This window comes from Streptomyces sp. NPDC090798 (genome assembly GCF_044768965.1).
GTDB lineage: Bacteria > Actinomycetota > Actinomycetes > Streptomycetales > Streptomycetaceae > Streptomyces.
Window position 1 is genome coordinate 114,271 of the sequence record NZ_JBIVXA010000023.1, and the last position, 22,907, is coordinate 137,177.

The following is a 22,907-nucleotide window of genomic DNA, read 5'->3' on the forward strand; positions in this document are numbered from 1 at the left end:
TCCACCGGGTCGCGGATCGACTCGATGCGGTGGCGGCACGGAACGGGGCGAAACGCCTCGGTCGTCAGACCGGTCTGCCGTGGCGCCATGCATGGCGGGAGTTCAGCTGCGCGGAACCAGAATCCGGATGCGACGACAGGAACGATTCGACGGAGCCGCAGCCCCGGCCGCGCCGCGTCCTCCGTTCGCCCCTCGGGGCGAGTCAATATCTGTGCCCGTGAGGTGAGAAAATGGCGGAAGGTGCTACGAGGTTTCCTGTATCGACAGCGGATCGCGATTATTTACCGCACATGATCGATCGCAACGTGCTACTGTAGATCTCAGTTGCAGTTGTGGTTCCCGAAATCTTGCAAGTGCCCTCACCGGTTTCATCTGCCGGTGGCGCTCTTTTTCAGCTCCGGCGATTCTTCCGGCGGGATAATCATCACGGCGACGCGGAGTACGCACAGTGCGGAACTCCGAACACCGTCCCGAAGGAGATTTGACATGGCAGCCGGTACCGTGAAGTGGTTCAATGCGGAAAAGGGCTTCGGCTTCATCGAGCAGGACGGCGGCGGCGCGGACGTCTTCGCCCACTACTCGAACATCGCCGCCCAGGGCTTCCGCGAGCTGTCGGAGGGCCAGAAGGTGACCTTCGACATCGCACAGGGTCAGAAGGGCCCGACGGCCGAGAACATCGTTCCCGCCTGACGCTGACACGTACTTCGCAGCTGGGGCCCGCACCTTGGGGTGCGGGCCCCAGCTCGCCGCTTTCCGGGGCGCAGTCGCTCCGTCAGGGCCGTGGTGACGTCACCCACGGCATGATCCAGGGGCGCCGAGGCCCCGCCCCTTGGGAAAGCTCCACAACCCCCGGGGGATGCTCCACCCCAACGCTCCGGATGCACATCCGCCAAGACCTCACTCCCGGAATGCCCGATCTCACTGTCGAGATCGCGCCGCTCTCTTCGATGACGTATTCCGAGAGCATTCCCTGCCGATCCGGCTGATCTGACTGATCCGGCTGATCTGACCGATCCGATCCGACCGATTCGGCTCCGCATTATCTTCGGCTCGTTCTTGCGATTCTCTGCGCTGTTCATTCGCTGCGGGAATTCCTTGATACGTGCCACATCAAGGAAGGTTCCACATGAACCGCACGCGTACAAATGATCGCTTCGCCCGTACCCGCTCCCGCGCCGGAAATTCTGGTTCCCAAAGGAGCGGTAGCCGCTTCGGAGCCGCATCCTCCGGCCGCTCCGGTGCTCCCAGCCGTGCGAAGGGTTACGGACGCCAACAGACCGCACCGCAAGGTGAGTTCGCGCTGCCGACGACGATCACCCCGGCGCTGCCCGCCGTCGAGGCGTTCGCCGATCTCGCCCTGCCGACGCCGTTGCTGGCCGAACTCGGCCACGCAGGCGTGACCGTACCGTTCCCGATCCAGGCGGCGACCCTGCCGAACTCCGTCGCGGGCCGTGACGTACTCGGCCGTGGCCGCACCGGCTCCGGCAAGACCCTCGCCTTCGGTCTCGCCCTGCTGGCCCGTACGGCCGGTCGGCGCGCCGAACCGCGGCTGCCGCTGGCCCTGGTCCTCGTGCCCACCCGAGAGCTGGCCCAACAAGTCACCGACGCGCTCATTCCGTACGCCCGTTCCGTGCGACTGCGTCTGGCCACGGTGGTCGGTGGGATGCCGATCGGCAGGCAGGCCAGTGCGCTGCGCGGCGGGGCCGAGGTCGTCGTAGCGACGCCGGGCCGGCTCAAGGACCTCATCGACCGCGGCGAATGCCGTCTGGACCAGGTCGCCATCACCGTCCTCGACGAGGCCGACCAGATGGCCGACATGGGCTTCATGCCCCAGGTCACCGCGCTGCTCGACCAGGTGCGTCCCGAGGGGCAGCGGATGCTGTTCTCGGCCACCTTGGACCGCAACGTCGACCTCCTGGTCCGCCGCTACCTGACCGACCCGGTGGTCCACTCCGTCGACCCGTCCGCGGGCGCGGTCACCACCATGGAGCACCACGTCCTCCACGTGCACGGCGCGGACAAGCAGCGGACGACCACCGAGATCGCGGCACGCGAGGGCCGGGTGATCATGTTCCTGGACACCAAGCACGCGGTGGACCGGCTGACCGAGCACCTGCTGAACAGCGGCGTCCGCGCCGCGGCCCTGCACGGAGGCAAGTCCCAGCCGCAGCGCACGCGGACCCTGGCCCAGTTCAAGACCGGGCATGTGACGGTGCTGGTGGCGACCAATGTCGCGGCGCGCGGGATCCACGTCGACAACCTCGACCTGGTCGTGAACGTGGACCCGCCCAGCGACCCCAAGGACTATCTGCACCGGGGCGGCCGCACGGCCCGCGCCGGCGAGTCCGGCAGCGTCGTCACCTTGGTGACGCCTCAACAGCGACGCGACATGAGCCGACTGATGACTGCCGCCGGCATCACCCCCCAGACCACCCAAGTGCGCTCGGGCGAAGCCGAGTTGAGTCGCATCACCGGCGCCCAGGCCCCCTCGGGAATCGCGGTCACCATCACCGCGCCGGTCGTGGAACGTCCTCGGCGCGGCTCCTCTTCCCCGTCCCGGGGCCGGCGCGGCCGTACCGGCCAGGGCCGCTCCACCGGCGAGGCGGCACGCCGCACGCCGCGGTCGTCCGCGGCCTCAGCGGCGGCCTAGAACCTTCGCGATCGGAAACTTCATCCATCCATTCAGGAGGCCCCCTTTGACACTGGTTCAGACGCAGCAGCGCCTGGTCGGTCCCGCTCCCACAACCGTGTTCGACGCCCTGGACGCATCCGGGCCGCGGGTCGGTGACGACATCACCGTCGAGGTGGCCCTGTTCCTCATGACCAGTGCCCGTGTCGAGTACCTGCTCCTTTGCGACCAGGACGAACACTGCACAGGCTCGGTCACGCGGGCCCAACTCGCCGTGGTCCGTGACAGCCCCGCCTATACGGACCGGATCCGTGTACGGGACGTCCTCGACGCCGGCGGACCGCATGGCCGCGGACCGGGCGCCCTCGCCGGAACCGTCTCCCGCTGATCCGGCTCACCCGATCGGCATCAGCCCCGTTCCTCCCTCTCCCTTCTCCCTTCCCTGCGAGGCATCATGCGCTGCGTCATCGCCCGGTTCCCCTTCGACCTCACCAAGAGCGGGGTGCTTGCCTCCATGAAGGGCGTCAAGCCGCAGCCCATCACGGGGGAGTCCGTGCTCATCGGCCGCCGCTACTACCCCGCCAAGCAAGTGGGCGTGGTCATCACCCGGCAGGACCCCCGTGACTTCACCAGCGGGGAAGTCACCCGGGCCATGACGCGCCTCGGCTTCACCTGCCGAGGCACTCATGAGGCCACCCGTGAGCCGGCGACCGCCATGCGGGCCCTTACGCCGTTGCAGACCGCGTCGGCGATGCTCGGCAGCCCCACGCCTCTGGGATTGTGAGAACCGACGGAAGCTGACACCAGGACAGCGAGGGGGCCCTGCCGACGCGCGTCGGCAGGGCCCCCTCGCGTGTCACCGGCCGGTCGACGGCTCCCGGGCGGCCAGAACGGTCCGGGTACGGTGCCTCACTGGTCGGAGTAGCTGAAGTCGCCCACGGTCCAGGCGCTGACGTCCTTGATGGCGACGCGATACATTCCGCCCGTCTCGGGAATTCCGACGCTGCCCTGCAGGATCCGGGCGAGGTGGAAGTGCAGATGCGTGGGGGCCTCGCCGGGTTCGGGCCGGCCCACTGTCCGGTCGGCGGAGAAGACGTCGGAGAAGGGGCCCAGCCGGTCCGAGTCCTTCAGGACCTCCGACACACGCTCCCTCCACACGGCTTCGGGAGCCAGCCGCCCGGTGATGACGGCACCGCCGACCACCACGGTCAATGACATCTGATTGCTCTGCTCGGACTCCACCAGGGCGCAGAGATCCACGAGCAGCTCGTCAGGGTTCGACATGAGAGCCGATTCTATCGCTGCGCGATCCGTGCGCTGGAGTCTGTCGACCGCAGTCTCTCCGCCACCACCTGCCCATATGGCCCGTGCGACACAGGATATCCATGCCTCGGGCAACCTAAAATCTGTGTTTGACAGAGTAGACATTGGGCGGCGGCGTGATTAGTGTTTCTCTCGTAGTGCAGAAGTTCGCAGGTCGGGGTGGCCCTGGAGTCTCGAAGCCGAGTCGTCCGTAGGACGGTGACGAGACGGACGGTCGCGCCGCCTGACAAGTGAGTTGATCCAGCGGAGGAACGGAAGGAGCCGACGCCATCGGGATCGCCCGGCCGACAAGCACGAGGTCGGGTGCCGCAAGACCCCGGAATGGAAGGTGGTCCCCGGTCACGCAACCGCGATCCCCGCATTCCCGCCCCTCACGGGGGCCAGGTAGCGGAAACAAGAGGTCGGCAGAGCAGTAGTGCCGACAGATGGTGTTCAATTTCCTTCGGGGCCCTGGTGCCGTACGGCATCGGGGCCCCTCGACGCGTTGCACAACGAGGTGAAATGACAGCAGATACTCCACTGAGTGGTCGCCTGGACGACGACGACTACCCCGCGTACACGATGGGCCGGGCCGCCGAGATGCTCGGCACGACTCCCGGTTTCCTCCGGGCCATCGGCGAAGCCCGCCTGATCACTCCGCTCCGCTCGGAGGGTGGGCACCGGAGGTACTCCCGCTACCAACTCCGCATCGCCGCTCGCGCCCGCGAGCTCGTCGACAAGGGGACCCCTGTCGAGGCCGCTTGCCGCATCGTCATCCTCGAGGACCAACTCGAGGAAGCGCAGCGCATCAATGCCGAGTACCGTCGCGCCGCGAACGAGGTGTCCGACACTTCCAGTTCCGGCTGAGCGCGAACGGCTCAACCACGCATGCCCCACCGTGAGTCCCTCAACGGGACCGCGACCGTGCTCCGTGGTGGGCCGCTGCAACGGAGTTGACGCGCTGTGTGGAGGATCACCCGTGTGGGTCATTCGCCTCGCCGACGCGGGTGCGGCCGTGGAGCTACTGGTCGCTCCGGCCGCTTCGGTCGCTGGGATCGGTGCGGAGGCTGGCCGCCAACCGGGTGATGCTCTGGACCGCGAGCTCCGCGAAGTTCGAGCGGGCGACGATCGCGGTGGTCTCCCCTTGCCGGCGGACGCTGCGCAGGTCGCGCTGGACCTGGCGCGAGAGCTGATGGAGCTCGCGCTGGGCGGTGGCGAGTCGCTGCTCGGCGGCGCCGCGGATCCGCCGGTGCTCACGTCGGGTGCGGGGGACGGCCGAAGGGCTCGGTGCGGGCATGTCGGCGCTCGCTTCTGTGCGGTGCGGCTGCGTCACCGCCACGGGGCGGATACCGACGGCGTCGAGGTAGGTGGCGAGTGAGCCGAGGTCGGCCGTGCCGACCACGGCCGCGACATACCCGTCCGGACGGACCAGCACCCACTGCTCGGCCGACAGCCCGTATGCGCTGTGGACATGGCCGCCGGTGTCGAGGATGTCGCCCCCGCCGCCGACGATGTGGATGTGCAGGCCACTGCGCGGCGGCGGCGCCGGGGCATCGTCGACGTCGTAGCCGAGCAGGGTCCAGTGGGGCCCCTGGAACAGGCTGAACAACCGCGTGGGAAGGCCACCCGCGCCGGTCACGGGCGCGTCGGGCGCGCGGTCGCCGGGCAGGACGCCGTTGTCGCGGTCCGGACCGGTCATCGACAAGGGCGAGTCCAGATAGCCGAGATCGAGCTGACTCACCTCGCGGCCCCGATGGGTGTTTCGGTTCTTGGCCGCTTCGAGCAGCCTCTCGGAGAGGCCGAGGACAGCCTCGGCGATCGGCCGGCGCTCCTTCTCGTAGGTCGACAGCAACGATTCCGGAGCGCCGTCGAGCACCGCGGCGAGTTTCCAGCCGAGGTTGTAGGCGTCCTGGACGCTCGTGTTGAGGCCCTGTCCGCCGGTCGGCGGATGGCAGTGAGCCGCGTCCCCGGTCAGGAACACGCGCTCGCGCCGGTAGGTGTCGGCCAGCCGGGCGTTCATCTCGAACGCGGACGCCCAGGACACCGAACGGATCACGACGTCGTTCCGGCCGGTGCGGTCGCGGAAGAACGAGGTGAGGCCCTCGGCCGAAAGGTCGATGTCGACATCGAACGGAATCGGGGCCTGGAGCTGGAACATGTCGGTTCCGTAGAGCGGGCACATCGACACCTGCGCCGCCGTGTCCTCGCCCCAACGGTGCCAGGCGTCCGACGAGACGCCATCGACGAGTACGTCCGCGACGATCGCCCGGACGCCGAGGGTCTTGCCGGGGAAGCCGATGCCGAGGGCCTTGCGGACGAAGCTCGATCCGCCGTCGGCGCCTATCAGGTAGGCGGCCCGCACGGTCCGCTCGCCGTCAGGGCTCGCGATCCGCGCGGTGACGCCGTCGGCGTCCTGGTCGAAACCGACGAGTTCGTGGCTGTAGTGCGGGGCGTGGCCGAGCTCGGTCAGCCGTTCCCGCAGCCGGCGCTCGGTCAGGAACTGCGGGACGAGCAGCGGGATCTGGTACGGCTCCTCCGGCGTCGGATCCGACATCTCGACGGTGGCCTTGTCGACCGGTCCCTCGTCGGTGTGGAAACGCTGAACGGGGTACTCACCGCCGGAGGCGACGATCCGGTCGATCACGCCGAGGTCCTCGAACACCTCTTGGCTTCGGGGCTGAATGCCCTTGCCGCGCGAGCCGATGAACGGATGCGCCGCCTTGTCGATCAGTAGGAATCCGACATTCCGGCGGGCGAGGTCGAGGGCGAGGGTTAATCCGGCCGCTCCCGTTCCGCAGATGAGCACGTCAGTGTCCGGGGTGTGAGTCATGGCTCAGCTCTCCGTCGGCAGTAGTTGTCCGGGCGGTTTCAGCACGCTCGAAGGCGACGCACCAAGATTGGTTCGTGGCACGTACTAAAGTAGTTCGCGTCACGTACCTTTGCAAGTAGAATCGGAGCATGACTTCGCCCAACGACACGCCGCCCCCGGACGCTCCGTCACGCCCAGGTGAGGATCCCGGGCTGGTGGACGTGGACGCCCTCGCCCAGCTGTCGTTTCTGGTGCACAACGCCCTGGACGAGATCGCCGGGCAGCATGATTTGTCGATCATCCAGGCGCGACTGCTCGGGGTGCTGCGGGACCGGGAGCCGACGATGAACCAGCTCGGTCGGCTGCTCGGCCTGGACAAGTCCTCGATCAGCGGCCTGGTCGACCGCGCACAGCGTCGCGGCCTGGTCACGCGCACCGTCAGCGCGAACGACCGCCGCGCGTTCCAGGTGTCGATCACCGATGCCGGCCGACAGCTCATCGAACAGCTCGCGGCACAGTTCACCGAGCGGATCGAGCTGTCCGTCGCGCCGCTCCCGGGCACCGACCGGCAGCGGCTGTCCCAGTTGGCGGCCCAGGTCGTGGCCTCGGACGCACACCGCCGCGGCATCGACCTGCGCACCACACCCCGCTGACGGGGCCTCAGCCACTGGACCGCGGGGGTGCCGGGCACGGTAGACCAGGTGCGGCGCGCTCGGGGTGGCAGAGTCGCATCTCGGGCGTCTTCATGGAGGACCCGCTCGTGTTCATGGAGAACCCGCTCGTGCTGGGGGAGGGGGCGGCCCGGACGACAGCGCCTGGCTCTCCGACGCCGGACCTCCGAGGCCGCCCCCTCTTCACCGCGTGTGGATCACCAGCCGATGCCGAGCGTCAGCCCGGTCGGCGGGTTCGCGTTGCCCAGGATCTGCACGGACGACTGGTCGTTGATGTCGTCGTAGGGGAAGGCGTAGGCGCGCTGGTCGAGGCCGACGGTGTGGAGGAAGGCGGCGTAGTCGTTCTTGATGCCTCCGGTGTAGTAGGCGGACGGGGTGTACCAGGCCGAGGTGTCGAGGGCCACGCCCCGGTTGAACGCGGCGCAGAACTCCGCGCCGAGCTGTTTCTCCGGGTCGCTGCCCGAGGCCAGCGCGCCCGCGCAGGCCACGACGTCCGGGGAGGACGGCTTCTGGAGCGCATAGGGACCGGCACCGTTCTTGGTGAAGGTGAGCGTGGTCCCGGAGACACCGCCGGTGAAGGTCTCACCGAGCCGGGTCAGGCTGAAGGGGTGCGTGGAGTAGTAGGACCAGGTCTGGTCGATGGTCGACTGGAGGTAGTTCGCCTGGGAGCCTCCCGCGAGGAAGAGGTTGGAGGAGCGCGGCGCGATGATCCGGTAGGTGTTCTGCAGCGGCTTGAAGGCCGCGCCCACCGAGGCGGCGTACTGGGACATCACCTGGGCGCGGGTCAGCGTGATGCCCCGTGTGGTGTCGTAGCCGCTCGACGCCTGCGTCAGACGTGAGGTCATCGGGAAGCCGAACTGGTCGACCTGGGTGGTGTTACCGCCGAAGGCCACCTGCCCGAAGACGTACGTGTACTCGTACCAGTCGTAGTAGACGTCGGTGTTGGGGTCGTTCGGGTTGCGCAGGTCGGGGCCGCCCCAGCCCTGGTCGTCCGGGGAGACCGGGATGTACAGCGGGGAGCCGAGGGAGACGTAGATCCGCCCGCCGCGGATCGGCGTCGGTGAAGGTACCGAACCGCCCGACTGGGCGAGGGTGAACGACATGTCGGGGTAGTTCACGCCGTTCTTGGTCAGGTGTCCGGGCGCGTTCGCGTCCAGGTGGTTGATGTGGGTCATGGTCCCGTCGGCCTTCATGTACGACCACTGACCGGGCGTCACCTGGCCGAGCACGGTGACGTAGATCTGTGCGTTGGCGTACGTGCCACGGGTGTTGTTCCGGAACGTGATCGGGAAGCTGCCGCCTCCTCCTCCGCCGATGACGTGGGTGAAGTGCGGGGTGTCGTGGAGCGGGCCGCTCTTCTCGTACGTGAACCAGTACTCCAGGGTGAAGCCGCTCGGTAGGCCGCTGACGTTCTGCTGCCAGGTGCCCGCGTTGTTCGTCATCCGAAAGTTCTGCTGGCCCGCGCCGGCCGACAGGTAGTGCGCGTCGACCAGGGACGCGGGGGTGGTCGGGTTGAACCAGATCCGGACCGAACCGGCGCCGGTCGAGGTGACGCCCTGGGTGTAGTCGGCGGCGGCCTTCGCGGGCACCGCCCCGGCCAGGCCGAGCGCCAGCACCGTGAGGAGGGCGGTCAGGACCGCCGTCACCAGCCGCCTGACCTCCGGGCGTGACTTCTTGGGCCTGGCCGGGAGATATGCGATCATCCGTCAACTCTCCCGTCAGTGACCGAAGTCGAACCAGTTGACGTTCACGAAGTCCGCGGGCTGGCCGCTGGTGAAGGTCAGATAGACGTCGTGGGTTCCCGTGACGGCGCTGATGTTCGCGGGGACCGTCTTCCACGCCTGCCAGCCGCCGGTGTTGGCCACCGCGAAGCTGCCGATCGGCGCGCTCGTACGGCTGTCCAGACGCACCTCGACCAGTCCGCTGACACCGCCCGCCGCCCCGCTCGCGACCCGCCCGTAGAACTGCCTGGCCGCGGTGGTGCCGAAATTGACACCCTTGTAGAGCGCGTAGTCGCCGTTCGCGAGCGCGCTGATGTTCTGGCCGCCGTCCGTGTCAGTGGTGGTCTCCGTAGCGACGCCCCCTTGGCCGTCGTACGACTCGGCCTGGATCGCGCTGTACGCGTCACGGTTGCCGGAGGGCGGCGGGGTCGTGGGCGGCGGGGTCGTGCCGCCACCGCCGGTCGACTGGAGCACCTGGACGTAGTCGACCACGAGCGGATGGCCGGGGTCCGTGCCACCGTCGGGGCCGCCGCCGAAGGCCGCCGGGAACTCGCCGCCCATCGCGACGTTCAGGATGATGAAGTAGCCGTGGTTGGTGGCGTTGGCCCAGGTCGTCGCGTCGACCTGATTCTGCCTGACCGTGTGGAAGTTGACGCCGTCGAGGTAGAAGCGCATCTCCTCGGGGCTGGTCGACTTGTCCCACTCCACGGCGTAGGTGTGGAAGCCGCCCTGGCAGGTCGTGCCCTCACAGACCTTCTGGCCGCCGATGCCGGACTTCTCGTTGCAGGGGCCGCCCGGGCTGGTGCCGCAGTGCATGGTGGCCCACTCGTTGTTGATGCCCTGGACGTTCTCCATGATGTCCAGTTCGCCGACGCCGGGCCAGTTCCACCAGTTGCCGCGGTACGGGGCACCCAGCATCCAGAAGGCGGGCCAGTAGCCCTTGGCGGCGGCGCCGGTCACGTTCGGCATCTGGAGCCGGGCCTCGACGCGGAGTTTGCCACCGGCGGGCGGCTGGAAGTCCGAGCGGTTCGTCTCGATGCGGCCCGACGTCCAGTTGCCCGCGGCGTCGCGCCGTGGGGTGATCCGGAGGTTTCCGGCGCCGTCGAGCGCCACGTTGTTGGTGCCGGAGGTCATCGTCTCGACCTCGCCGGTACCGAAGCCGGCGGGCCCGCCGGGGTAACTCGTGCCCGTCGTGTACTGCCAGTTCGAGCTGTCGACGCCGGAGCCGGCGGCTCCGTCGAAGTCGTCGAGGAAGACCTGGGACCAGCCGGACGGGGGCGTGGGGGCGGACGCGTCGGCGGGGAGGGAGGCGGCCGCCGCGGCGGCGGCCGCGAGGCCGAGGGCACTGAACACGGCGACGACGACGCGCCGTAGGGAGCCGCGTCTGACCGGTGTGCCGGAGGGTTCACTCATGGGTGCCTCTTCGGGTACGGAGTGGTGTGCGCGGGTGGTGGTGAGAGCGCTCCGACGCTCTTTGAGAGCGCTCTCAAAGCAGCTGCGCGGACAATGTGCTCCCCGTCACTCCGCACGTCAAGAGGTGAAGTCGGGAAAGTCCTTCCGGCTTAGGTGAGTTCACGTCGTGAAAGAAGGGGGGTGCAGGGAGCTCCCTGCCTTCCAGCCGGAAGACGGGGAGACGGGGAGACGGGTGGCGATCTCGGCGGCGGAGGCTGTGCAGGCTGCGCAGCCGGGACTCAGTCCTCACCGCCCGCGGGTTCCTGGCGGCCGCCCATTGATGGTGATGCCGGCACTGGTTCGTTTCAGGGGCGGCCGAGGGGAGCCGTCGACGGAACCCTCAGCGCCACCGCCCGCGACCCGGCTGCCTGCCGGCGCCCTCGAAGGCCGCGGTCTGATCCGGGGCACCGCCGGGGGGTCAGGACGGACCGTCGGGCCTCGCCGCGGCGACCAGGCTCGGCTGGAGCCGGCGGGCGGCGTCGAGGTGGTCGGCGGTCCAGATGATGCGGACGGCCGTGTCCGTGGCCTGTCCGCGCTCGTCGCTGAGGTCGCGGCGGAGGGACTCGACCAGCTGCGCCTCGGCCGCGGGGTTGCGCGGCAGCGGATCCCGGACGGAGGCGTTGTGCCCGAGACCGGCGGCCAGATCCCGGTACCAGCCGGAGATCTGGCCGGCGGCGCTCAGCAGGACGAGGCTGGCTTCCGCCCGGTTCGGCTCGCTGTCCCGTTCGCCGGCGCGTCTCCACAGCCCCAGGACCGCGTCCGCCGCGAGGCGCAGCCCCACGATGCCGGTCACCAGGGTGGTCATGTCTGCCAGGGGTACCGGTTTGGCGCCGCGTTCGGCCAGATAGCTGCGGAACGCGTCGTCGAGCCTGTGCGCGGCCGCGGCCGCTTCGACGCCCTCCCGCAGCGCGACCTCGGCCGACGCGGGCGTGGTGCCGCAGTGGCCGATGGCGTACTGCACCGCGCCCGCCAGATACCGGGCGCTGTCCGTGTACGCCTCGGCGAGCGCCCGGTCGACGGCCGCCGTGGCGCCGCGTGGCCAGAAGAACAGGCCCACCAGCACGCTCACCGCGCAGCCGATGGCGATGTCCTGGATCCGCAGCAGCACGATGTGCCAGTCGGGATCCTGGCCGATGTTGAACAGGATGACGAGGGTGATGGTGAAGGACGCCTGACCGGCGGCGAAGGAGATGGCGGCGGGGGCGATGCCGGCGAGGAACACGGCGAGGGGCAGCAGGAACCAGAGCGCCGTGCCGTGGTGGCCGATGAGTTGCAGCAGCCCGGTGCCGATGATCGAACCCGCGAGGGTGCCGCCCAGGGCGCGGACCGCGTTCTGCCCGGTGTTGAGGGCGTTCGAGCGCAGTACCGACAGGGTTCCCAGGAGCACCCAGAACGAGTGCTGGACGCTGGTCACGTTGGCGAGGCCGACCGCGATGCCGAGGCCGAGTGCTCCCCGCAGGCTGTTGTGCAGCCAGACGGACTGCGGCTGAAGGTGGGCGGCGGCCCGCTCGCGCGCCGCCGCCAGCGGTCGGGTCACGGCGTCGGGCTCGCGGCCCAGCAGGCGTTCGAACCAGCTGCGGCGTTCGGCGGCCGCGGCCAGGGCCACGTTGTCCGCGATCTGCAGCGTCGCGAAACCCAGCTCCTGCGCGCGGAACGAAAGGTCCAGCGCTCCGATGACGGGGTGCACCCGCGAGGGTGTGCCGACGCCGCCCCGGCCCACGGGCAGCCGGGTGGTGGCGTTGCGCTCCATGTCGGCCATGGCCTTGCGCAGGCTCTCCGAGGCTGTGTGCAGCCCGTCCGGCGAGCCGCGCGGGGTGTCCAGCAGCCCGGCCACCTCGTCGAGCACGGCCGCGGCGGCCCGCCGTACGGACTGGGCGTCGATGTCGCAGGCCGGTCGACCGTCGAGCGGGGGCGCGCTGTCGGCCAGGATGCTGCTGAGCCAGGTCAGTTCGTCGACCAGACGGACGAGGGCGCGCGAGCTGGTGGACAGACCGGTGGGGCGGTACGGGGTGGCGTCGAAGACGGTGCGCAGCTCGGCCGCCGCGGCGGCGGCCTCGTCGGCTCTGGTACGGCACTGTCCGGTGCTCGGCGCGGCAGGGCCACCCGCCAGGAGGGACGCGTCGGTGCGCAGTTGCCCGGCGGCCGCACAGCAGACCCGGGCGGCGGGTGCGCTGAGGGGGTCCCCGCTGGGACGGGGCCACAGCAGGGTGACCGCCAGCATGGAGGCGGCTGCCGCGAGGCCCGCTCCCGCGAGCCGGGCGGGAAGGTCCGCGAACGGGACGGGCGAGGTCACCGGGAGGATGAAGGCCAGCAGCAGCGCCGTCGAGGCGCCCGCGAGGACGGAGCTGACCACCCCGGAGAACAGCACCAGGAAACCGATGACGAACATCACGGCGACCGCGAGCCAGGTCTCGTCGGCCACGAGCGTACCCAGACAGATCAGGACGGCCCAGGCCACCGCGAGGCCGAGGTGGGCGCGTAGCCGCTGCACCATCGGACCGGTGAAATCCACGAGCAGCAGCATCGAGAACGCACCGAACGCGGCGAAGGTCGCCATCGTCGGTGACCCGACGACCTGGCTGCACAGGGCGAACAGCGCGGGCATGACGAGCGCCGTCCGCCCGGCACGCCGGGTCGCCGCCAGCTCGGGATCGCGGTCGCGCAGCCACGACGCGACCGCCCCGGGACGGATGCGGCTGGATGTCCGCACGTGCCAGCCCACCTCCTGACGACAGGCCTACGCCCCACCGAGTGTGACGTCTCCTCCGCAGCGACGTCACCCGAACGCGACCCCTGCTCATGATCCACCCGGGCGAGGTGTGCCCGCACCGGGTGGATCACCAGGTCGTGGCGACGGAGCGGAGCGCGGTTCAGGTGTCACTCTCGTGGGCGCCCTTTCCTGGCGGGCGCGGGTGCCGCCCTACCGGTCGGAGCCCGGCCCGTTCACGAAAACGGACGCAGACGTCGTCGCCGAGGCGGACGAGGTCGCCAACCTTGGGGAGGCCGGTGGTACGGCTGACGACGTGCGCGGGGCCCAGCCGCAGGCCTTCGAGCAGCAACTTGATGCCGGGCCGTACGGTGCGGCCCGGCGAGGTCGGTGCGGGCAGCTGTGTCTGGCCCGGCGAGCGCGTCGAGCGTGCGGCTGACCATGTACGCGGGACAGGGCCGCGTCTTTGACGGCCTCCTGCTGTCGGGTGAGCGGGAAGCGCGGTCAGTGAGCGAACGCCTCGTTCAGGCGGACGTTGTAGCCGTCTTCTTCCATGAGGACGACGGTGACGCCGAACGGGGAGGGATGGTCCAGTTCGAGCGGGATGAAGGAGTAGTCGACCGCGGCCTGGACGGGAAGGACCAACTCGCCGCCCGGTTGCGGCTCGATGGCGGGCTGCCATGCGGGCTCGGCCGAGTTCCGGCCCTCGGGGGAGCGGGCCGAGGGCTGCTCGGCGTAGGGGAACTGGTGGAGCACATGGCCGTCCTTCGTGGCGTGCACCATGTTCAGACACGGCACCGGGCCGGTGATCGGCAACTGGCAGACGGTGGCGACGTCGTGGGTCTCCCAGGCGAGAACGATCTCGTCGGCGTCGGCCGCCGCGGCGATGTTCGCGAGTTCGGCGATTGCGGTGAGCGCGTCCTTGCCGGGCTCGGTCGGCCGCACCCAGATCAGACCGACCAACTCGCCGCGCACCAGCGGCATGATGACCGGCCGTGGCACGGCACCCTCGGCGAGCCCCGCGGCGTACGCGCTCTTCATCGACTCCACCAGCGCGTCCCACGTCTGTGCATCCATGAACTCACCCTCATCGCCTGCCTGTTTCCGATCAGGCTGACCCTGTCATGCGGGCCGTTCCCTCCGCCAGCGGCTCGGACCGGTCAGACGGGCGCTCCGGCCAGGACTTCCACCTTGCCGGTGTCGAGCGAGTAGTAGGCGCCGACCACGGCGAGGGCACCCTTTTGCACGAGGGGGGCCAGGTCCTGGTTGGAGCGCAGGTCGGCAGCGGTCAGCGTGACCTGCGCACGGGCCATGGAATCCACCGGGTCGCCGCCGCCCCCATGGACCGCCTGCTCGTACGCCGGACGCAGGGCCTTGGCGATCGCCTCCAGATTGCCGGGCAGCGGTTTGCCGTCACGGATGGACTTGTACGCCGCCTCGATGGCGCCGCAACGCTGATGCCCGAGGACCACGATGAGCGGAGTGCCGCTCGTCATGGGCCCGTACTCCACGGAACCCGTGACCACCGGGCCGATGGCCTCCCCGCCCGTGCGCATCACGTACAGGTCACCCAGCCCGGTGTCGAAGAGGAGTTCGGGCGGCACCCGGGAGTCGATACAGGAGAGGATCGAGCCGAAGGGTTCCTGCATCTCGGCCACGAACTCGCGCCGGTCCGGATCCCGGTCGGGATGTCGAAGATCGCCGCTCACCCAGCGCTTGTTGCCTTCCATCAGTCTGGTGAACGCCGCGGCCGGCGTGGTCGGCCGCGGTTCCGGCGAAGCGCTGGTCACCGACGGGGCGGCGCTCGTCGGCGCACACCCCGCAAGCGTGGCCGTGGCGGCCACGAGACCGCCGACGAGAAGAACTCTGCGACCGGGATGTCCCGCTCTGTCCATCAGCCCTGACCTCTCAGTCCGCCGAGACGTCTCCGTACGTCTTGAGCAGGGGCGATTGTGCAGTGCGGTGAGGGAACCGGACGGGAGGCACACGCGGGCGCGGGCCTCATTGCCACCGATGGCCCAGGACCAGGAGACCTGGAACGGTCTGTGACGGAGCGTCACGGCCGCCAGGTCAGATGCCCATCGACGCCATCTCGATCGCCGACCGGTAGTTCGCTGCCGCGGTCACCACGCAGGCCCGGTAGGTCCGGTTGTCCTTCACGACGAGGAAGTAGTCCTTGAGGTTCTTCCAGTAGCTGAGCAGATAGCCGATGCCCGGGAGGAAACCGGGCGGCCGGGGCACCAGCGCGAAGGCCTCGGAGCACCGGAGGATCTCCCCGGTCGCCTGGGAGAGGACGTCGGCGACGTCGGGGTTCATGTTCCAGCCGGCGGCCAGGTCGGCGTTCCAGATGGAGGCGGCCACCTCCCGCAGGTGCGCCTCCTCCTCCGGGGAGAAGTCGCTCTGGCCGAAGGCGTGCATCGCTGCCGGGGGTGTTGCGGTCGGGGAAGGTCCGGCGGCGGCCGTGGCCGCCGTGCCCGAGACTCCGAGAAGAAGCGCCGCTGTCGTGGCCGCCGCCACCGTGTACGTGGCCCGTCTGCCGCCCATGCCGATCGGTCCCCTCCGCGGATGTGCCCGGGGCCTGCCGCCCGGGCAGGGCCGACGCTGTCATGTGCCGTACATACGGGTCAACGGCGACAATCTGCCAACCTCGGCCGACGGCCGCTTCTTGACGCAGGTGCACCAGGACACCGCCCGAGACCCCGTCGTACAGCGCCAGGTACGCATCCGTCGGAGCATGCGGGGCACCATGATGGTGGCGGGAACCACCCGTGCGGGCGACGACGCACGTCCGCCCTGGACGGCCCACCCCGAATTCGCGGTGTTCCGAGAGGGACATGGGCGGGAGTGGCCCGGCTCACATGGCATAACGGGGGCGTCACCGACAGCATGGTCCTCGTCACCGGCAGGCCGAAGGGATCCAGGATGTTCCGCAAGGTGCTGGTCGCCAACCGCGGCGAGATTGCGATTCGCGCGTTCCGCGCTGGCTATGAACTGGGCGCGCGAACCGTGGCCGTCTTCCCCTACGAGGACCGCAACTCGCTGCACCGGCTCAAGGCCGACGAGGCCTACGAGATCGGCGAGCCGGGGCATCCGGTGCGGGCCTATCTCTCCGTGGAGGAGGTCGTCCGTGCCGCACGCAAGGCGGGTGCGGACGCCGTCTACCCGGGTTACGGGTTCCTGTCCGAGAACCCGGAACTGGCACGCGCCTGCGAGGAGGCGGGCATCACGTTCGTCGGCCCGGACGCCGCCACTCTCGAGCTGACGGGAAACAAGGCCCGCGCCGTGGCGGCCGCCCGGGCGGCCGGCGTGCCGGTCCTCGGCTCCTCGGCGCCCTCCACCGATGTCGACGAACTGGTCCGCGCCGCCGAGGACGTCGGCTTTCCCGTGTTCGTCAAGGCGGTCGCGGGCGGCGGAGGGCGCGGTATGCGGCGGGTCGAGGACCCGGCCACACTGCGCGAGTCCATCGAGGCGGCCTCCCGCGAGGCGACGTCGGCGTTCGGCGACCCCACCGTCTTCCTGGAAAAGGCCGTCGTCGATCCGCGCCACATCGAGGTGCAGATCCTCGCCGACGGACAGGGCAACGTCATCCATTTGTTCGAGCGTGACTGCTCGGTGCAGCGCCGCCACCAGAAGGTGATCGAGCTGGCGCCCGCGCCGAACCTCGATCCGGCGCTGCGGGACCGGATCTGCGCCGACGCGGTGCGGTTCGCCCGCGAGATCGGCTACCGCAACGCCGGCACCGTGGAGTTCCTCCTCGACCGCGACGGCAACCACGTCTTCATCGAGATGAACCCGCGCATCCAGGTGGAACACACGGTGACGGAGGAGGTCACCGACGTCGACCTGGTCCAGGCCCAGCTGCGCATCGCCTCGGGCGAGTCGCTGGCGGATCTCGGACTCTCCCAGGAGACGGTCACCCTGCGCGGTGCCGCTCTCCAGTGCCGTATCACCACCGAGGATCCGGCGAACGGCTTCCGCCCGGACACCGGCCGTATCAGCGCCTACCGTTCGCCGGGCGGTTCGGGTATCCGTCTGGACGGCGGCACCACCCACGCGGGTACGGAGATCAGCGCGCACTTCGACTCGATGCTCGTCAAGCTCACCTGCCGGGGCCGGGACTTCAAGTCCGCGATCGGCCGGGCCCGGCGTGCCGTGGCCGAGTTCCGCATCCGGGGCGTCGCCACGAACATCCCGTTCCTCCAAGCCGTACTGGACGACCCGGACTTCCAGGCAGGGCGGGTCACGACGTCGTTCATCGAACAGCGGCCGCACCTGCTGACCGCCCGCCACTCCGCCGACCGCGGCACCAAGCTGCTCACCTACCTCGCCGACGTCACGGTGAACAAGCCGCACGGCGAACGCCCCGAGCTGATCGACCCGGTCACCAAGCTGCCCCCGCTGCCCGCCGGTGAGCCGCCCGCGGGTTCCCGGCAGCGCCTCGTCGAACTCGGCCCGGAAGGCTTCGCCCGGCAGCTGCGCGAGTCACCGACCATCGGCGTCACCGACACCACCTTCCGCGACGCCCACCAGTCCCTGCTCGCCACCCGGGTGCGCACCAAGGACCTGCTCGCCGTCGCCCCGGCCGTGGCCCGGACCCTGCCCGAGCTGCTGTCCCTGGAATGCTGGGGCGGCGCCACCTACGACGTCGCCCTGCGCTTCCTCGCCGAGGACCCCTGGGAACGTCTGGCGGCCCTGCGCGATGCCGTGCCCAACATCTGCCTCCAGATGCTGCTGCGCGGCCGCAACACCGTCGGCTACACGCCCTACCCGACCGAGGTGACCGACGCCTTCGTCCAGGAGGCCGCGGCCACCGGCATCGACATCTTCCGCATCTTCGACGCGCTCAACGACGTCGGCCAGATGCGCCCGGCCATCGACGCCGTACGGGAGACCGGAACGGCGATCGCCGAGGTCGCCCTGTGCTACACCTCCGACCTGTCCGACCCGTCGGAGCGGCTGTACACCCTGGACTACTACCTCCGCCTCGCGGAGCAGATCGTGGACGCCGGCGCGCACGTCCTGGCCGTCAAGGACATGGCCGGACTGCTGCGGGCACCCGCCGCGGCCACGCTCGTGTCGGCGCTGCGCCGCGAGTTCGACCTGCCGGTGCACCTGCACACCCACGACACCGCGGGCGGCCAGCTCGCCACCTACCTCGCCGCGATCCAGGCCGGCGCCGACGCGGTGGACGGCGCGGTCGCCTCCATGGCGGGCACCACCTCACAGCCGTCGCTGTCGGCGATCGTCGCCGCCACCGACCACTCCGACCGGCCCACCGGCCTGGACCTGGGGGCCGTCGGTGACCTGGAGCCGTACTGGGAGAGCGTCCGAAAGATCTACGCGCCCTTCGAGGCGGGCCTGGCCTCGCCGACCGGACGCGTCTACCACCACGAGATCCCCGGCGGCCAGCTGTCCAACCTGCGCACCCAGGCGGTCGCCCTCGGCCTCGGCGACCGCTTCGAGGACATCGAGGCGATGTACGAGGCGGCCGACCGCATCCTCGGCCACCTGGTCAAGGTCACCCCCTCCTCCAAGGTCGTCGGCGACCTCGCCCTGCACCTGGTGGGTGCCGGGGTGGCGCCGGAGGACTTCGAGGCGACACCCGACAGGTTCGACATCCCCGACTCCGTCATCGGCTTCCTGCGCGGCGAACTGGGCACCCCGCCCGGCGGCTGGCCGGAGCCCTTCCGCACCAAGGCGCTTCAGGGCCGAGCGGAGGCCAAGCCCGTACCGGAGCTGACCGCCGAGGACCGTACGGGCCTGGAGAAGTCCCGGCGTTCCACCCTCAACCGGCTGCTGTTCCCCGGGCCGACGCGCGACTTCGACACCCGCCGCCAGGCCTACGGCGACACCAGCGTGCTGGACAGCAAGGACTTCTTCTACGGGCTGCGCCCCGCCAAGGAGTACGCCGTCGACCTGGAGCCCGGCGTGCGGCTCCTCATCGAGCTCCAGGCCATCGGCGAGGCGGACGAACGCGGTATGCGCACCGTGATGTCCTCCCTGAACGGCCAACTGCGGCCGATCCAGGTCCGTGACAACGCGGCGGCTTCCGACGTACCGGTGACCGAGAAGGCCGACCGGGCCAACCCCGGGCACGTGGCGGCGCCGTTCGCCGGTGTGGTGACCCTCGCGGTCGCCGAGGGCGACGAGGTGGAGGCCGGCGCGACCGTGGCCACCATCGAGGCGATGAAGATGGAAGCCTCCATCACCGCCCCGAAGGCCGGCCGGGTGACCAGGCTGGCCATCAACCGGATCCAGCAGGTGGAAGGCGGCGACCTGCTCATCGAGGTCGGCTGAGGCTCGCGTCACTGAGCACGCGTGCACGGAACACGCGTGCGCCGTCAGGACCGACCTGCGGCCGCCCGCCTGATCTTCGACAGGCGGGCGGCGAGCGGGGTGCGACGGGTGTCGCGGCCGGTCGTGTGACGACAGGGCCTAGCCGACCACGCCCGGTCTGTGGACGACCAGCTGTGCCACCTCGAACGCCATCTCGGAGACCCCGGCGGCAGGCGGTGGGTGGTAACGCCCGGCGCAGACGGACAGGTTGACGATGAGGTAGGCGTGCCAGCTCCTCCCTACGCCCCGCCGGTCGGCGTAGGCGCGATTGCCGTTGACCCACCAGACGACGGAACGGGCACCGAACTCGACGCGCAGGTCCACCCAGGCACCCGGCTGGACGGCCTCGTCGCGGTAGTACCGGTGTCCGCCGCGGACGTGGTTGGAGAGTTCCAGGAGATCGGGATGGTCGGGGTGGTACTCGAAGACGTCGACCTCCTGGTTTCCGTCCCGCCATGTCCAGATGGCCGGCCAGGCGCCGATCTGCGTGGGGAGTCTCACCCGGGTCTCCAGTACGTCCCCCGCACACAGGAGAAAGCCGTCCTCGCTGTCCTCGGTCGTCAGGAGGCCGGTGTTCCAGCTGCCGTCCGGGCGCCGGGTGGCGCGGAAGGTGCCGGTGCGGCTGTGGTCGGGGTCGGTGACCAGGTGGTCGAGCTTGTCGTCGTCCGGGTTGACGGGGCCGCCGTCGGGATAGGCCCAGGAATGCCCCGCGACCCACTGGCGCGTCGAGGCGAAGTCCGCGGTGAAGACGACATCGGACACGCGCGGCCTCCTTGATGTCGGCTTTCGCGTACGCCACTGGTTCTCCCCCGAGGGACGTGACGCATGCTCCGTTCGCCTCGACCGGCGGGGAAACAACTCTTCGGAGTGAACTCGGCGTGAACGAGGTCCCGGGTGCGCTCGGCATCGAGCCGGTCGCCCGGTATGAGGCCAACTGCTCAACAGGTACGGACCGGCCCCGAACGGGGTGGGGAGTACTCACCCAACGGGATTTCCGCCTGCTCTGGGCAGGCGAATCCGTGAGTGGTTTGGGCAACGCCACCACATTTTGTGAGCTGGAGACGCTGCCCACCGACAGAAGTCCCTCACCGAATTCCCGCGACCGCGCATCACACGCCGGCGCCCTCGGTCACATGGGGAGCGAGAGCAGGCGAACCCGACCGGTAGGCCAAGTCGTGTCGCGCAGTGGCGTCCACATGGTCCGCAGCGGCATGATCACGGGTCCCTCGGGTTGGTCAACTTGGACGTCACCTTCAAGCGTGCGCCAGCCGAGTCTCCGGTAGAGGGGGACGAGAGGCGGTCGGCAGAAAAGGAGACCGAACTCGGGCCCCATCGTCCGTGCGTGGTCCAGGGCCGCCGACACGACTGACCGTGCCAGTCCCTGCCCCCTCAGGTCAGGAGCGACAGCGACTCCGCCGACGCCCACCACCTGTGTGCTCAACCCGCCGATCAGCATGGGCAGTTGCAGCAGACCCGCGTGCGCGACGAGGCGGCCCTTCTGCCTGATGCCGAAATGATCCTTCTTGGGCAACCACGTCAAGCCGGCGTCCGCGACGCCGAAGGGATCGGCGCCGGCACCCAGGATTTCGGTCTGCTCGGACGTCGTGTACTCCGTGAGCCGCACCACGGTTGGCGATGCGGAGGGCAGGCGATCAGTCATCCCTCCATGATCCTGTTCGTGCCGGCGCCCGGCCACCTCATCGGCCGAAGAGGCCGGTCGCCGGTTCAGCCGATCTTGCGAGCCACGCCCCCGTAGAAGCCGATCTCGCCGGATCGTGCCGGCGGCGGGGTGTCCGGGCGCCAGAACGGGACCTGGGCCAGGCCGGGTTCGACCAGTTCGAAGCCGTCGAAGAACCGCTCCACCTCGGCGCGGGTCCGCAGGTTCAGCGTGGCGGTGGCGTTGTTGTAGACGGCCTGGGCCTCGCTGCGGTCGGCGAAGTCGCCCGTGGCGTGCGAGAGCACGAGGAAGCTGCCGGCCGGCAGCGCGTCGCGAAGGGCGGCGACGGCCTGACCGGGCTTCTCCGCCTCGGTGATGAAGTGGAGGATGGCGACGAGGAGCAGGGCGACCGGCTCCTCGAAGTCGATGACTCGGCGGACGTCGGGGTGGTCGATCATGGCCCGGGGGTCGCGCAGGTCGGCGAGCACGATACTGGTCGCGCCGGAGCGGCTGAGCAGCGCGTCGCCGTGCGCCTTCACGATCGGATCGTTGTCGACGTACGCGACGCGCACGTCCGAGGCCACCTCCTGGGCGGTCTCGTGCACGTTCGGGGCGGTGGGCAGCCCGGTGCCGACGTCGAGGATCTGGCGGACGCCGCTGCCGACGACGTAACGGACGGCGCGTTGCAGGAAGGCGCGATTGGCCTGCACACCTATCCGCACCTCGGGTGCCGCGGAGGCGAGTTGGTCGCCGGCCTGTCGGTCGACCTCGTAGTTGTCCTTGCCGCCCAGCAGGTAGTCGTAGATCCGCGCAGGGTGCGGCCTGCTGGTGTCTATCTGCTCGGTGCGGAAGCCGTCCTGACTCACACTGCGATCCTCTCGACGACTGCCCCGGCCACCTTGCCCGCGAGCGGCTGACGACAGCTTCGCATATCAACTGCCGTGCCCATGAACGCAGTTACCGGTGCGAGCAATGCGGTCACGGTCGGTGCGCGCAGGAGGCCACCTCGATCGGCGGGCGCATTCGATGCCACCGTCGTTACCGCGAGGCGGCATTGAGCTGAGCGGTGATCTTGGCCAGCGCCTTTTCGGCAGGGTGTTGTTTGATGAGCCCTTCACGACCTGCGGCGCGCAACTCCACCACCGCTACGCCTTCGGGACCTGCGGCCACAACAGCGGTCACCACGGTGGGGTTCAGGCCCCCAATCCCTACACCGACCATCGCTCGTACGACGATGCCCCCGTTGTCCCGGGCCTCCGCGCCTATCAGACTCCCCATGCCGGCCAGAGTCGTGTGCACCAGCTGGGTGACTGCCGTCACCGTTCCGGACAACTCGACAAGAGTGGTACTGACGTCCTTCTTTGTCCATTTGAAGCCTCGCGCGCCTCCACGAGCACCGCCCCGCGCCCCTGCTCTGCCCAAACCGTGCACTCCGGTGGCAGCCCCTCCAGCGGCAGCTCCTATCGAGCCGCCCTTCGCACCGAGCTGCATCATCGCGGCGAGCAGGAGCTCGTTCTCGCTGGCCTCATCGAACATGCCCGCCTCCTCAGCACCAACAAGACGTGGTTCTACGACCTAAGTCACCCAGTCTTACCACTGGCCGGCAGCCTCCTCGAGATCGGC

Annotated in this window: 19 protein-coding genes; 7 read left to right on the forward strand and 12 right to left on the reverse strand. The window is 69.7% G+C overall.

Annotated elements, in window-relative coordinates; all coding sequences use genetic code 11:
* The first annotated feature begins 486 nt into the window (after positions 1–486).
* From ACIQTP_RS37015 to ACIQTP_RS37030, 4 genes are all read left to right on the forward strand, one after another.
* Positions 487–690 carry a cold-shock protein gene (locus ACIQTP_RS37015; RefSeq protein ID WP_030872951.1) on the forward strand — a complete coding sequence of 68 codons (204 nt, stop codon included), beginning with the start codon at positions 487–489 and terminating at the stop codon, positions 688–690.
* Between the two features lie 436 nt (positions 691–1,126).
* Positions 1,127–2,650 carry a DEAD/DEAH box helicase gene (locus tag ACIQTP_RS37020; RefSeq protein ID WP_403408226.1) on the forward strand — a complete coding sequence of 508 codons (1,524 nt, stop codon included), beginning with the start codon at positions 1,127–1,129 and terminating at the stop codon, positions 2,648–2,650.
* A gap of 46 nt (positions 2,651–2,696) precedes the next feature.
* The gene (locus tag ACIQTP_RS37025; RefSeq protein WP_403408228.1) at positions 2,697–3,017 is read left to right on the forward strand and encodes a hypothetical protein; all 321 of its coding nucleotides are present in this window, start codon (positions 2,697–2,699) and stop codon (positions 3,015–3,017) included.
* A 66-nt stretch (positions 3,018–3,083) separates the two neighbouring features.
* Positions 3,084–3,413, forward strand: coding sequence for an SCO5918 family protein (locus tag ACIQTP_RS37030; protein ID WP_403408230.1), 330 nt, complete (start codon positions 3,084–3,086; stop codon positions 3,411–3,413).
* Between the two features lie 125 nt (positions 3,414–3,538).
* Here the strand turns inward: ACIQTP_RS37030 and ACIQTP_RS37035 are convergent, their stop codons facing one another.
* Positions 3,539–3,913, reverse strand: coding sequence for a hypothetical protein (locus ACIQTP_RS37035; protein ID WP_168499649.1), 375 nt, complete (start codon positions 3,911–3,913; stop codon positions 3,539–3,541).
* A gap of 540 nt (positions 3,914–4,453) precedes the next feature.
* Here ACIQTP_RS37035 and ACIQTP_RS37040 point away from each other — a divergent pair.
* Complete coding sequence (locus tag ACIQTP_RS37040) at positions 4,454–4,798, forward strand: MerR family transcriptional regulator (RefSeq protein ID WP_403408231.1); 345 nt, start codon at positions 4,454–4,456, stop codon at positions 4,796–4,798.
* A 154-nt stretch (positions 4,799–4,952) separates the two neighbouring features.
* Here the strand turns inward: ACIQTP_RS37040 and ACIQTP_RS37045 are convergent, their stop codons facing one another.
* On the reverse strand, positions 4,953–6,761 hold the full coding sequence (locus tag ACIQTP_RS37045) for an FAD-dependent oxidoreductase (protein WP_403408232.1): 1,809 nt from the start codon (positions 6,759–6,761) through the stop codon (positions 4,953–4,955).
* Positions 6,762–6,889: 128 nt separating this feature from the next.
* On the opposite strand from ACIQTP_RS37045, the gene ACIQTP_RS37050 reads away from it, so the two are divergent.
* The gene (locus ACIQTP_RS37050; protein ID WP_403408234.1) at positions 6,890–7,393 is read left to right on the forward strand and encodes a MarR family winged helix-turn-helix transcriptional regulator; all 504 of its coding nucleotides are present in this window, start codon (positions 6,890–6,892) and stop codon (positions 7,391–7,393) included.
* 215 nt (positions 7,394–7,608) lie between these two features.
* Here ACIQTP_RS37050 and ACIQTP_RS37055 read toward each other — a convergent pair whose 3' ends face one another.
* From ACIQTP_RS37055 to ACIQTP_RS37080, 6 genes are all read right to left on the reverse strand, one after another.
* A complete protein-coding gene (locus ACIQTP_RS37055) occupies positions 7,609–9,114 on the reverse strand; it encodes a glycoside hydrolase family 64 protein (protein ID WP_403408236.1) in 1,506 nt (501 codons plus the stop codon).
* 15 nt (positions 9,115–9,129) lie between these two features.
* Entirely contained in the window at positions 9,130–10,545 is a 1,416-nt protein-coding gene (locus tag ACIQTP_RS37060; RefSeq protein WP_403408238.1) for a glycoside hydrolase family 16 protein, read from the reverse strand.
* A gap of 457 nt (positions 10,546–11,002) precedes the next feature.
* Positions 11,003–13,294 (reverse strand): FUSC family protein, encoded by a 2,292-nt coding sequence (locus ACIQTP_RS37065; RefSeq protein WP_403408240.1) that lies wholly within the window; start codon positions 13,292–13,294, stop codon positions 11,003–11,005.
* Positions 13,295–13,795: 501 nt separating this feature from the next.
* Positions 13,796–14,368: a hypothetical protein gene (locus ACIQTP_RS37070; protein WP_403408242.1), complete on the reverse strand. Its 573-nt coding sequence runs from the start codon at positions 14,366–14,368 to the stop codon at positions 13,796–13,798.
* An 83-nt stretch (positions 14,369–14,451) separates the two neighbouring features.
* A complete protein-coding gene (locus tag ACIQTP_RS37075; protein ID WP_403408244.1) occupies positions 14,452–15,021 on the reverse strand; it encodes a carbonic anhydrase in 570 nt (189 codons plus the stop codon).
* Positions 15,022–15,361: 340 nt separating this feature from the next.
* A complete protein-coding gene (locus ACIQTP_RS37080) occupies positions 15,362–15,835 on the reverse strand; it encodes a hypothetical protein (protein ID WP_403408246.1) in 474 nt (157 codons plus the stop codon).
* 378 nt (positions 15,836–16,213) lie between these two features.
* Between ACIQTP_RS37080 and ACIQTP_RS37085 the strand changes: the two genes are divergently transcribed.
* The gene (locus ACIQTP_RS37085) at positions 16,214–19,588 is read left to right on the forward strand and encodes a pyruvate carboxylase (protein WP_403408248.1); all 3,375 of its coding nucleotides are present in this window, start codon (positions 16,214–16,216) and stop codon (positions 19,586–19,588) included.
* Between the two features lie 138 nt (positions 19,589–19,726).
* Here the strand turns inward: ACIQTP_RS37085 and ACIQTP_RS37090 are convergent, their stop codons facing one another.
* From ACIQTP_RS37090 to ACIQTP_RS37105, 4 genes are all read right to left on the reverse strand, one after another.
* On the reverse strand, positions 19,727–20,389 hold the full coding sequence (locus ACIQTP_RS37090; protein ID WP_403408250.1) for a beta-glucanase: 663 nt from the start codon (positions 20,387–20,389) through the stop codon (positions 19,727–19,729).
* Positions 20,390–20,756: 367 nt separating this feature from the next.
* A complete protein-coding gene (locus tag ACIQTP_RS37095) occupies positions 20,757–21,287 on the reverse strand; it encodes a GNAT family N-acetyltransferase (RefSeq protein ID WP_403408252.1) in 531 nt (176 codons plus the stop codon).
* 65 nt (positions 21,288–21,352) lie between these two features.
* Complete coding sequence (locus tag ACIQTP_RS37100; RefSeq protein ID WP_403408254.1) at positions 21,353–22,150, reverse strand: SAM-dependent methyltransferase; 798 nt, start codon at positions 22,148–22,150, stop codon at positions 21,353–21,355.
* 172 nt (positions 22,151–22,322) lie between these two features.
* Positions 22,323–22,820, reverse strand: coding sequence for a hypothetical protein (locus ACIQTP_RS37105; RefSeq protein ID WP_403408256.1), 498 nt, complete (start codon positions 22,818–22,820; stop codon positions 22,323–22,325).
* Positions 22,821–22,907: the final 87 nt, after the last annotated feature.